This is a genomic window from Rhizobium sp. BK661, assembly GCF_024808825.1.
GTDB lineage: Bacteria > Pseudomonadota > Alphaproteobacteria > Rhizobiales > Rhizobiaceae > Rhizobium.
Window position 1 is genome coordinate 285,105 of record NZ_JANTYT010000006.1, and the last position, 11,516, is coordinate 296,620.

Genomic DNA, 11,516 nt, shown 5'->3' on the forward strand with positions numbered 1-11,516 from the left:
CATCGGAAAGAAGCCTATGACTGCGCGCATTCTCGTGGTTGATGACATTCCGGCCAACGTCAAGTTGCTCGAGGCTCGGCTAGTTGCCGAGTATTTCGACGTATTGACCGCCAGTGACGGCTATCAGGCGCTGGCAATCTGCGAGCGTAACCAGGTCGATCTCGTCCTTCTCGATATCATGATGCCAGGGATGGACGGCTTCGAAGTATGCGAGCGGCTGAAAGCCAATCCAAAGACCGCGCACATACCCGTGGTCATGGTAACCGCACTGGATCAGCCGACCGACCGCGTGCGTGGCCTTAAGGCCGGCGCCGATGATTTTCTCACCAAGCCGGTCAACGACCTTCAACTTATTTCCCGGGTGAAAAGCCTCCTGAGGCTGAAGACGCTCAGCGACGAATTGCGCATTCGCGCCGAGACTGCCCATACTATGGGGATCGACGAGCTGCTCCGTTCGGGCGAGGGGCGGAGCGATGAATCTGGCCAAGTGCTGCTGGTTGATGGGCGTGCCAATTCCCAGGAGCGCATCATCAAGGCCCTGAAGCCTGTCGCCGATGTCTCGGCGATTTCGGACCCACAAGCCGCGCTCTTCGAGGCCTCGGAAAATCCGTTTGAGCTGGTCATCGTCAATGCCAACTTTGACGACTACGATCCGCTCCGCCTGTGCTCTCAGCTTCGCTCGCTGGAGCGCACGCGTTTTCTGCCCATCTTGATCATCACCGAGCAGGGCGATGACGACATGGTGATCCGGGCGCTGGAACTCGGCGTCAACGACTATATCGTAAGGCCGGTCGATCCCAACGAACTGGTGGCTCGCAGCCTCACGCAAATGCGCCGCAAGCGTTACAATGATCGCCTGCGCGCAAGCGTGAAGCAGACAATCGAACTCGCGGTCACAGATCCACTGACCGGGCTTAGCAACCGTCGCTACCTGGATAATCACCTGAGCACACTCTTCAATCGATCGATGGCACGGGGCCGCCCGCTGTCCGTGTTGATCACCGACATCGATCGCTTCAAACAGGTCAACGACACTTACGGGCACGATGCCGGCGATGATGTGCTGCGGGAGTTTGCGAGCCGCATTCGCTCCACCGTCCGCGGTGCCGATCTTGCCTGCCGCTATGGTGGCGAAGAATTCGTGGTCGTCATGCCTGACACGTCGCCCGAGATAGCCGCGGCTGTCGCGGAGCGGCTGCGTTCCGCGGTCGAGACAGTGCCGTTCTTGCTGAAGTCATCAGGGCAGGAATTGAGCGTTACCGCTTCGTTCGGAATTTCGTCAAGGATCTCCTCCGTCATCACTCCAGGACAGTTGATGAAGCAGGCCGATCTCGCACTGTATGAAGCAAAAACGGGCGGCCGGAATCGTGTCGTCGCGGCGGCTTGAATAACGCTTCCATGAGACATTTCGTGTCATCCACAGCTGCGAACCAGCCAAGTAATTTGACTGCATAGCCGGTCGCTTGAAACGTTGATTTATTGGCATTCGATATCGTCACAAGCAGATCCGTCGCCGGCCTAGGACAGATGTGAGGATTAATCATATTAGCCGGCATTATACGGAAATAGTGACGCGAACTGACCTGCTGGCCGCGGCCAAGTAGGCTAATACTATTGGTCTATAGTTCCGCCATTCTTTGCCAATTTGGCGCTATTCTTGCCAATGTATCCGATTCGGCGGTCTAAAAGCTGTCCCAAAGCCGTACTTTTAACCATAAAATCAACCTCGGAAATCTAACCATTAAGAATTTGTTGATTTTCTTTCATTTTCGAGCAAATTATCGGCACATAAGAGATAAGCACTCCGTGTGAGGAGTCCGAGATACCCCATGATGCTCAGGTCCGCCGCATCTCCTGGGTCGTGGGGTCGGTCGGCTGGTTTGCAACATTCAGCGGTTCCTCGTGCCGCGTTGCTTGCTGGTCGACCCCCTTTCAAGAAAACGCCGTCCGTTCCGCATTTTCGGGAAGGACGGCGTTTCTGTTTTCTGGCATCGAGACCAAACCTGTAGAGCCGGCAAACAAAAAGGCGCGCAGCCATGGGCGCGCGCCTTTTTGAAGAACGTCAGATCAGGTGATTACTTGATCTTGGTTTCCTTGAACTCGACGTGCTTCTTAGCAATCGGGTCGTACTTGGTCTTCGTCATCTTGTCGGTCATCGTGCGGCTGTTCTTCGTCGTGACGTAGAAGAAACCGGTGTCGGCCGTCGACAGAAGCTTGATCTTGATTGTGGTAGCCTTGGCCATGGTCGTCCTGCCTTCAATAAAATGAAAGCCGTGGCAGGCCGGATTGGCTCCACGGCAAATTCTGGCGCGAAACTACGAATCTCGCTCGAAAAGTCAAGCCCGCTTTCGGAGGAAAAGCAGTCTGATGGAGGAAAGCAGGGCATAAAGGCCGAAGAATCCGGCGATTGCCCAGGCGAAACCGTCGTTGCCGGCAACGTCGATGGCGGCGCCGATCACCTGCGGCCCAGCCACGGTCCCTACTGCATAACAGAACACAAAGGCCGCGTTGGCGGCAGCAAGGTCCGAACCGGTCAGGCGCGAGCCCAAGTGACTGAGGCCAACGGTATAGAGCCCTGCGACACAGCCGCCCCAGAAGAGCAGAACCGCAGCCATCAGAACCCAGCTGTGAACGAGGATCGGCAGCATCAGAGAACCGATCAGGCCCATGAAGGCCATAGCGGCCAGCAGCGGTCGCTTGTCCTTCATCCGGTCTGAAAGCAAGCCGACGGGGATCTGAAAGATCACATTACCGATTCCCATTACCGTCAGCAGCAGGGCTGCCTGCGATTCGGTAAAGGCGGCGCGCACTGCGTAAATCGGGAACAGCGCCAGGCCACCGGCTTCGACGGCACCGAAGATGAAGACGGCAGCCGTTGCGCTCGGTACCAAGAAGACATAGCGCATGAAATGCAGTTCCGGCTTCTCTTCGAGGACCGGGCTCTCGTACCGTGCGATATAGATCGGAATGGCAGCCAGTAGGACGGCACAGGCGCCGACGGCAAACGGCAGCACGCCATCGCTGCCAAGAATAGAAAAGAGCAGTGGTCCGCCCGCAAACCCCAGTGAGAGAACGGTGGCATAGATCCCGAGCACAAAGCCCCGTTTGGAGGGCGGCGAGGCTGCGTTGATCCAGAATTCCGACAGGATGAACAGCGTCGTTGTTGCGCCGTGAAAGGCGAAACGCAGCGGAAACCACATCCAGAAATCCTGGGCATAGTAGAACCCAAGCGCACTTACGGCTGAGATCAGCACGGCCCATATCATGGTCGGAGCGACGCCGTATTTGTGTGCCAGCTTCGTGGTGATCGGAGCCGCCGCCATCGCGGCAACGCCCGCCATCGCCGTATTCAGTCCAATAAGCGTCGAGGGAATGCCGCGCTTTTCGAGAATGATGCTGAGAAGTGGAAGTCCGAGGCCGATTGCTATGCCGACAGCCGAGATGGACGAGACGGCTGCCACCAGGGAAGGCCAATGGATTTCCTCGACATCGCCTGGTGTTGTGCCGTTTCGCGGCTGAGACATGTATCCATCCTTAGAGACTGGCTGCGGAGAATCGCTCACCGCAAAGCACCATAGAAAGGCACGGTAGTGCCAAATCCAAATGACGGCTGTGCTTTACAAGATGAAACGCGCTGGCGGCAATAACCTGGATGATCTTGAATTGATTCAATCAAAGAAGCTTACCGAATACGCCTAAGATTTCGCCCTGCGGCCGCTGAACAGCAGGGCAGTTGGGGCGTGCCACTACACGTCAATTGTGTCGTGAAGGTGAAGGTGGGCGGTGCTCACCGGTTGCGGCCGGGAATCTCGTATTCCTCGTCATCGCCGTGCCCGCCGAAGCCGTGCATGCGCTGTGCCCATTGCAGGCCGATAACACCGCCCTTGATTGGCTGGATGACTAGCAGAGCGGCAAGGACCGTGATCGGCGCCCAGATTGTAAAGGTCAGCCAGAGCGGCATGGGCCAGACGAGGTCAGTCGCCATGTAGCCACCGATGATGAGGTGGCCGATAATGACGATGGCAAGATAGGGCGGCAGGTCGTCCGCGCGATGATGGTACATGGCCTCGCCGCAGGCGGCGCAATTGTCCACCGGCTTCAGGAAGCTCTTGAACAGTTTGCCGCTGCCGCAGTTGGGGCAGGTGTTCAGCATACCGCGCTTGATAGAACGGCCGAGCGGACGTTCCACCTCTTCACTGCTTCCGTAACGGATTGGCTGGTCGCTGGAAGTGGTCGTCATCGTCCGTTTCCTTTCGCGGCGTCCCTACACGCCTATCGCCGCCCTCTTGGCGGCCTCGTTCCGGCCTGCTTGCGCGCGCGGCTTGCGTCGCGCCGGCCAGCCTTATGGAACGAACGCACAGCGGCCGGCATCTTTCGCCCTTCGCTGATCACCTCGAAACGCAGCGCACCGGCAAGCGGAATAGCCTCTGCGAGCTTGACCGTGACGTCGTCGCCGAGGCGATACCCAAGCCCGGTCTTTTCGCCAGACAATGCCTGATGCGCCTCATCATAGATGAAGTAGTCCGTTCCGAGCGTAGATATAGGAACGAAGCCATCCGCTCCATAGTCCGGGAGGGTGACAAATAGTCCCGATTTCGTCACACCTGATACGCGTCCTTGGAATTCCTCGCCGATACGGCCGGCAAGATGATGCGCAATCAGGCGGTCCACCGTTTCGCGCTCGGCGGCCATGGCGCGGCGCTCGAAAGTCGAGATCTCTGCGGCAATATCGTCGAGTGCGGCTTCTTCGTCGGGCGTGATGCCGCCTTCACCGAAACCGAGCGAGCCGACCAGTGCACGGTGCACGATCAGGTCCGCATAACGGCGGATCGGCGAGGTGAAGTGCGCGTATTTCATCAGGTTCAGGCCGAAGTGCCCGATATTCTCCGGGCTGTAGATAGCCTGGCTCTGCGAGCGAAGCACCATCTCGTTGACCATCGTCTGGTGCGGCGTGTCGTCCGCCTTGGCGAGGATCATGTTGAAATTGTTGGCGCGCATGTTGCCGCCCTTGGGAAGCGATATGCCAAGCGTTGCCAGGAACTCGCGCAGCACTTCCTGCTTGGCGAGCGTCGGGCCGTCATGGATGCGGTAGATCAGCACCTGCCGCTTCTTCTCCAGCGTCTCGGCTGCCGAAACGTTGGCCTGGATCATCATTTCTTCGATCAGCTTGTGCGCGTCGAGGCGTGGCGGCACGACAACGCGGTCCACGGTGCCGTCAGGCTTCAGCAGGATCTTGCGCTCCGGCATGTCGAGCTCGAGCGGTTGCCGGCGCCCACGACCGAGCGTCATGATCCGGTAGGCATTCCAAAGCGGCTTCAGGATCGGTTCGAGAAGCGGTCCCGTCTTATCGTCAGGCGTGCCGTCGATCGCCGCCTGCGCCTGCTGGTAGGAGAGCTTTGCCGCGCTCTTCATCATCACGCGATGGAAGGTATGGCCGATCTTTCGGCCTTCCTTCGAAAACATCATGCGAACGGCAAGCGCCGGCCGGTCCTGACCTTCTCTCAACGAGCAGAGATCGTTCGAGATGCGCTCCGGCAACATCGGCACGACCCGGTCCGGGAAATAGACCGAGTTGCCGCGCTTCAGCGCTTCGCGATCGAGCGGAGAGTTCGGGCGAACGTAATAGGAGACGTCGGCGATGGCGACAGTAACGATGACGCCATCCGGATTATCGGGCGAGGGATCCGCCTCGGCATAGACGGCGTCGTCATGGTCCTTGGCGTCAGCCGGATCGATGGTGATCAGCGGCACATCGCGCCAGTCCTCGCGATGCGACATCGTCGCGGGCTTGGCATCGTCGGCTTCGGCGACGACAGCAGGCGGGAATGTATAAGGGATGCCATGGGCATGGATGGCGATCATCGAGATCGCCTTCTCGGATGCGACGGAACCGATGATCGAGAGCACCTTGGCGCGCGGCAGGCCGAATCGACCGAGACGGGCAACTTCGACCTCGACAAGATCGCCGTCCTTGGCCTCGCCCTTGTACTCGGGGTCGATCACCATTTCCTCGCCGCGCCGCTCGATCGGCAGCAGACGACCGGCACCACCAGGTGCATCCTTGAAGACGCCGAGCAACGCGCCGCGGCGCTTGTCCAAAATCTTGATGATGCGCGCGGTGTAGGCCGGGCCGCCGCGATCAGAGGCCGGAAAGATCTTCGCGAGGATTCGGTCGCCCATGCCGGCGACAGGAGCCTTGCCCTTGCCGTTGCGACCTGCTGCCGATGTCGACTGGCGGATGGCGACGGCGGGCGCAACCCCCATCTCCTCCGGCCACTCCGCCGGACGGCCGATCAGTTCGCCGTCCTTGTCGCGCGTCGTGATGTCGAGCACTGTGACGGGCGGCAGGGCGCCCGGCCGGATCAGCGACTTGCGCGTCTTCTGGAGCATTCCTTCCTGCTCCAGTTCGCGCAGGAGGTGCTTCAGTTCGACGCGGTTGTCGCCTTTCAGTCCGAAGGCCTTCGCAAGCTCGCGCTTCGACGCCTTCTGCGGATGGTCGGCGATAAAGCGCAGAATCACTTCGCGGGAGGGCAGGGCCCCGTGGGCGATGTTCAGCGGTTCGGCTGCGGGTTGCTGGCTGGCGCGTCCGATCTTGCCGGGACGCTTGCCCATGCCCTTCATTCTTTCCCGCGGGATTTTGCTCACTCTTTGCTCTTCTTCGTCTTTGCCGGCGCCTTGGCTTTGGTCGTTTTCGGCTTGGCGGCGGTCTTGGTAGTCTTGGTTTCAGCCGAGGCGGCCTTCGCCTTCGGTTTTGCCTTGCTCTTCGATGCCGGTGCCTTGCCTGCCTTGGCGGTGATCAGCGCCAGCGCTTCCTCGACAGTCAGGGCCTGCGGATCGGTGCCCTTCGGCAGGGTCGCATTGACCTTGCCCCAGTTCACGTAGGGACCATACTTGCCGTCGCGAACGGTGATCGCACCGCCATCCGGATGGTCGCCCAGTTCCTTCAACGCTGCCGCTGCAGTCCGGCCGCGTCCGGCAGGGCCCTTGCTCGCCTTGTCGGCAATCACGGTCACAGCGCGGTTGAGCCCGATCGAGAAGACGTCTTCGACGCTTTCGAGGTTGGCGTAGCCGCCGTCATGCAACAGGAACGGCCCATAGCGACCGATGCCGGAAGAAATCATCTTGCCGGTTTCCGGGTGCTTGCCGATATCGCGTGGCAGCGAAATCAGCGCCATCGCCTTCTCGTAGTCGATATCCTCGGGTTTCCAGCCCTTCGGCAGCGAGGAACGCTTTGCTTCCTTGCCATCACCGCGCTGGATGTAGGGGCCGAAGCGGCCCGAACGCAGCGTAAGCTCTTCACCGGTCACCGGATCGGTGCCGAGGTTCTTCGGCTCGTTCAGCGCAACGCCTTCGGCTTCCGAACCACCTTCGGATGAAAGCTGACGGGTATAGTTGCATTCGGGATAGTTCGAGCAACCGACGAAGGCGCCATACTTTCCGAGCTTCAGCGAAAGGTTGCCTGTGCCGCAAACCTGGCAGATGCGCGGGTCGCCGCCATCTTCCCGCTTCGGGAAAACGAGTGGCGCCAGCGCTTCGTTAAGCGAGTCGAGAACGTTGGTGACGCGAAGTTCCTTCGTATCCTCGATCTGGGAGAAGAAATCCTTCCAGAAATCGCGCAGCACCTGCTTCCAGTTCAGCTCCCCGGCCGAGATCCGGTCTAGCTTCTCTTCAAGATCAGCGGTGAAATCGTATTCGACGTATTTGGTGAAGAAGCTTTCGAGGAAGGCCGTCACCAGCCGGCCCTTGGCCTGCGGAATGAGCTTGCGCTTGTCGATGGTGACGTACTCGCGATCGCGCAAGGTCGCCAGCGTCGCAGCGTAAGTCGACGGACGCCCAATGCCGAGCTCTTCCATCTTCTTGATTAGCGATGCTTCCGAATAGCGCGGCGGCGGTTCGGTGAAGTGCTGGGTCGAATTGATCTTCTGCTTTGCGAGGTTCTCGCGGGCATTGATCTCGGGCAGACGACCATCCTCGTCACCGTCGTCGCTCTGTTCGCCGTCTTCCTTCTGGTCGGTATAGGCGGCGATGAAGCCGTCGAAACGGATCACCGAGCCGACAGCGCGCAGACCGGCTTTCTCGCCCTTGTTGTCGGCGGTGATCTCAGCCGTGGTACGCTCGATTTCAGCCGAGGCCATCTGGCTCGCGATGCCGCGCTTCCAGACAAGGTCGTAAAGCCTCAACTGGTCGGCATCGAGGAACTGCCGCACGCGGTCGGGCGAGCGATTGAAATCGGTCGGGCGGATCGCCTCGTGTGCTTCCTGGGCGTTCTTGGCCTTGGTGGAATAGAAGCGAGCCTTCTCCGGCAGATAGCGTTGGCCGAATTGATCGACGATTGCGCTCCGCGCCGCATCGATGGCTTCGGGCGCCATCTGAACGCCATCCGTACGCATGTAGGTGATCAGACCGACCGTCTCGCCGCCGATGTCGACACCCTCGTAGAGCTTCTGGGCAACCTGCATGGTCCGGGACGCTGAAAAGCCGAGCTTCGAGGACGCCGCCTGCTGCAGTGTGGAGGTTGTGAAGGGTGGTCCCGGGTTGCGCTTGACCGGCTTTGCCTCGACCGTGTCGACGGCATAGCTCGCGCCTTCCAGAAGGGCCTTGAGCTTGCCGGCTTCTTCGCCGTTTCCGATCGAACGAGCCTGCAACCGCTTGCCATTCGCTGCAACCAGTTTTGCTTCGAACTCGTCGCCCCGTGGCGTCTTCAGGAGAACCGAAAGGTTCCAGTACTCCTCGGAGATGAAGCGCTCGATTTCGGACTCACGATCGCACACCAGACGCAGCGCCACCGACTGAACGCGGCCGGCCGAACGTGCGCCCGGGAGCTTGCGCCAGAGAACTGGCGACAGGTTGAAGCCGACGAGATAGTCGAGGGCACGGCGAGCGAGATACGCATCGACGAGCGGCACGTCGATGTCGCGTGGCTCCGCCATGGCATCGAGGACGGCCTTCTTCGTGATCGCATTGAAAACGACCCGCTTCACGGTCTTGCCGCTCAGGACGCGCTTCTTGTTCAGCATGTCGAGGACGTGCCAGGAAATCGCTTCACCCTCGCGGTCCGGGTCGGTTGCGAGGAATAGGCTGTCGGACGACTTCACCGCGTCGGCGATATCCTTCAGCCGCTTGGCCGATGCGCCGTCGACCTCCCACAGCATTTCGAAATCCTGATCCGGAAGAACCGAGCCGTCCTTGGCAGGCAGATCGCGGACATGGCCGAAGGAGGCGAGCACCTTGTATCCGGAGCCCAGATACTTGTTGATCGTCTTTGCCTTGGCAGGCGATTCTACCACTACAACATTCATCATGATTCTCTAAAAAAACGTGCCAAGCCGGCGGATAAGCAGATGGAATCCCTGCCGTGTCCAGATAGCCGGCTCTTCGACATGGACAGGGAATTCGTTTCGGTCAAGTGGTCTGACTGCATTTTTACGCATTACAACGCGATACAACCAATACGAGATCGTAAACTTATTGCAATTTCTGATAATTGAGGTATCGTTTTTGAAGTGTGGTTCGGGCTAGCCGAAAGGCAGCGCCTCTCTTTCGTCAGAGACTATCCCATGGCGGCCAAGTTCGCAAAGAAAGATACCGGACGATCCGGCTCGCATGAGAACATCGCCTTCATCAGGCAGATGCTCGCTGAGTTGCGGCGGGTGGCGGAAAAAGAGAACGCCGATATGCTCTGCTATCTGATCGAGATGGCCTATGTGGAGGCCGGCGATCTTCAGGCCCGGACGTAGGGATCTCAGTCGCCCATGGCAAGAGAGACGAAACCGCCGGGATGGCGATGAAGCCGTCCGGCGATATCAAGCTCCAGCAGGACGAGATAGACCGAAGCCGCCGGCAAACCGGTATGGCGGATGACGTCGTCGATCTCGACCGGCGTCGGCCCGAGTGCATCGACGATAAGCGAGCGATCGGAATCATCAGGCGGGAGCATGGAGCGGCCGCCGTCGCGTTCCGGCTCCTCGGCGACCGGCGCGGAGTAGCGTTCGATCTGTGAGAGTGGTGCCAGAGCTTCGGTGACGTCATCCGGTGTCGTGACAATCATCGCACCGTCTTTCAGCAATCCATTGGTGCCATGACACCGGGGATCGAGCGGTGAACCCGGCACCGCGAAAACCAGCCTGCCGAAGTCGCCGGCCAGCCTTGCCGTGATCAGCGAACCCGAGCGCATCGCCGCTTCGACGACAACGACGCCCAGCGAAACGCCGGCGATAAGCCGGTTTCTGCGTGGAAAGTCGCGTGCGCGCGGCTCCCAGCCGAATGGCATTTCGCTGATGGCAAGCCCGTTGCCATTCCAGATGGTGTCAAGCAGACCGGCATTCTCCGGCGGATAGGGTTGGTCCAGACCTCCGGCCATCGCAGCCACCGTTCCCGTGTCGAGGCTTGCGCGATGCGCTGCCGTGTCGACGCCGCGTGCAAGGCCGGAGACGACGACGTAGCCTGCTTGGCCGCATTGGCGCGCGATTGTCGCGGCGAACTTGGCGCCGCTAATGGAGGCGTTGCGGGAGCCGACGATGCCGACGGCCGGCTGCGGGGAAACCGAGAGATCGCCTTTGACGGCGAGCAACGGCGGCGCACCGTCGACTTGCTTCAGCGCTTGGGGATAGTCCGGCTCGCCGATGCCGACGAATCGGGCGCCGAAGCGCCGCGCGGCTTCCAACTCCTTGTGCGCCTCGCTCTCCGTTGCGATCCGGATGGAGCGCGTCGCCCCGCCGCGGGCCGAGAGTTCGGGCAGAGCGGCCAGCGCCGTCTCGGCGGATCCGAAATGGTTGATGAGGTCGCGAAAGGTTGCCGGCCCAACATTGTCGGAGCGGATGAGACGCAGCCACGCGATGCGTTGGCGTTCCGTCAGCGCAATTCCTTTTGGCCTTGCGCTGCGAGCGTCCATTCTATCCCTTCGCCCCGATCTTGCTTTCCGTCCCGCTCATCAGGCGAGAGATGTTGGCCTTGTGCTTCCAGTAGGAGATGACAGTCATGATCGCCATGACCGCTGCAACCTTCTCGGCGCCCAGTATCCACAATGCAACCGGAATGACAAGCATTGCAACCAGTGCGGCAAGCGAGGAATACCGGGTCGTGAAAGCGACCGCCAGCCAGACCACGGCGAAAGCCAGGACCATGATCGGCGCGACGCCGAGCAGCGTCCCGATGTAGGTGGCGACACCCTTGCCACCCTTGAAGCCGATCCAGACCGGGAAGAGGTGACCGATGAAGGCGAAGAAACCCGCGATCAGCGCTGCTTCGTTGCCCAGAAAATAGCCGACGATCCAAGCTGCGGCCGATGCCTTCAGCGCATCGAGAAGGAGCGTTGCGGCTGCAAGCTTCTTGTTGCCGGTTCTAAGCACGTTGGTCGCGCCGATATTGCCAGACCCGATGCTGCGGACGTCGCCGAGCCCGGCGGCCTTTGTCAGGATCAGGCCGAAGGGGATGGAGCCGAGCAGGTAGCCAATGGCGGCCGCCGCGAATGCGATCGGCAGCGTGATCTGCCAGGTCATGAGATCCGAGACCATGTT

9 protein-coding genes are annotated in these 11,516 nt (G+C 60.1%); 2 read left to right on the plus strand and 7 right to left on the minus strand.

Features of this window, described 5'->3' with window-relative positions; translation table 11 throughout:
- Positions 1-16: 16 nt before the first annotated feature.
- Complete coding sequence (locus FHX16_RS15810; protein ID WP_183859169.1) at positions 17-1,387, plus strand: PleD family two-component system response regulator; 1,371 nt, start codon at positions 17-19, stop codon at positions 1,385-1,387.
- A 688-nt stretch (positions 1,388-2,075) separates the two neighbouring features.
- On the opposite strand, the gene rpmG is transcribed toward FHX16_RS15810, so the two are convergent.
- From rpmG to topA, 5 genes are all read right to left on the minus strand, one after another.
- Positions 2,076-2,243 carry a 50S ribosomal protein L33 gene (gene rpmG / locus FHX16_RS15815; RefSeq protein ID WP_003587245.1) on the minus strand — a complete coding sequence of 56 codons (168 nt, stop codon included), beginning with the start codon at positions 2,241-2,243 and terminating at the stop codon, positions 2,076-2,078.
- 93 nt (positions 2,244-2,336) lie between these two features.
- Positions 2,337-3,524 carry an MFS transporter gene (locus FHX16_RS15820; RefSeq protein WP_183859167.1) on the minus strand — a complete coding sequence of 396 codons (1,188 nt, stop codon included), beginning with the start codon at positions 3,522-3,524 and terminating at the stop codon, positions 2,337-2,339.
- 263 nt (positions 3,525-3,787) lie between these two features.
- Complete coding sequence (locus tag FHX16_RS15825; protein ID WP_183859164.1) at positions 3,788-4,240, minus strand: DUF983 domain-containing protein; 453 nt, start codon at positions 4,238-4,240, stop codon at positions 3,788-3,790.
- A 32-nt stretch (positions 4,241-4,272) separates the two neighbouring features.
- Positions 4,273-6,645 (minus strand): ribonuclease R, encoded by a 2,373-nt coding sequence (rnr, locus tag FHX16_RS15830; RefSeq protein WP_183859162.1) that lies wholly within the window; start codon positions 6,643-6,645, stop codon positions 4,273-4,275.
- Positions 6,642-9,299, minus strand: a complete 2,658-nt coding sequence (gene topA, locus FHX16_RS15835; protein WP_183860700.1) for a type I DNA topoisomerase — start codon at positions 9,297-9,299, stop codon at positions 6,642-6,644. The genes rnr and topA overlap by 4 nt, the downstream gene beginning before the upstream one ends.
- Before the next feature lie 258 nt (positions 9,300-9,557).
- Here topA and FHX16_RS15840 point away from each other — a divergent pair, with 258 nt between their 5' ends.
- Complete coding sequence (locus FHX16_RS15840) at positions 9,558-9,737, plus strand: hypothetical protein (RefSeq protein WP_259129411.1); 180 nt, start codon at positions 9,558-9,560, stop codon at positions 9,735-9,737.
- A 5-nt stretch (positions 9,738-9,742) separates the two neighbouring features.
- On the opposite strand, the gene dprA is transcribed toward FHX16_RS15840, so the two are convergent.
- Positions 9,743-10,891 (minus strand): DNA-processing protein DprA, encoded by a 1,149-nt coding sequence (dprA, locus tag FHX16_RS15845; protein ID WP_183859161.1) that lies wholly within the window; start codon positions 10,889-10,891, stop codon positions 9,743-9,745.
- Between the two features lies 1 nt (position 10,892).
- The gene (plsY, locus tag FHX16_RS15850; RefSeq protein WP_183859159.1) at positions 10,893-11,513 is read right to left on the minus strand and encodes a glycerol-3-phosphate 1-O-acyltransferase PlsY; all 621 of its coding nucleotides are present in this window, start codon (positions 11,511-11,513) and stop codon (positions 10,893-10,895) included.
- Positions 11,514-11,516: the final 3 nt, after the last annotated feature.

Coding starts and splice junctions, on each gene's coding strand:
- rpmG (WP_003587245.1), bottom strand. CDS start 2,243: ATGGCCAAGGCTACCACAATCAAGATCAAGCTTCTGTCGACGGCCGAC.
- FHX16_RS15820 (WP_183859167.1), bottom strand. CDS start 3,524: ATGTCTCAGCCGCGAAACGGCACAACACCAGGCGATGTCGAGGAAATC.
- FHX16_RS15825 (WP_183859164.1), bottom strand. CDS start 4,240: ATGACGACCACTTCCAGCGACCAGCCAATCCGTTACGGAAGCAGTGAA.
- plsY (WP_183859159.1), bottom strand. CDS start 11,513: ATGGTCTCGGATCTCATGACCTGGCAGATCACGCTGCCGATCGCATTC.
- dprA (WP_183859161.1), bottom strand. CDS start 10,891: ATGGACGCTCGCAGCGCAAGGCCAAAAGGAATTGCGCTGACGGAACGC.
- topA (WP_183860700.1), bottom strand. CDS start 9,299: ATGAATGTTGTAGTGGTAGAATCGCCTGCCAAGGCAAAGACGATCAAC.
- FHX16_RS15810 (WP_183859169.1), top strand. CDS start 17: ATGACTGCGCGCATTCTCGTGGTTGATGACATTCCGGCCAACGTCAAG.
- FHX16_RS15840 (WP_259129411.1), top strand. CDS start 9,558: ATGGCGGCCAAGTTCGCAAAGAAAGATACCGGACGATCCGGCTCGCAT.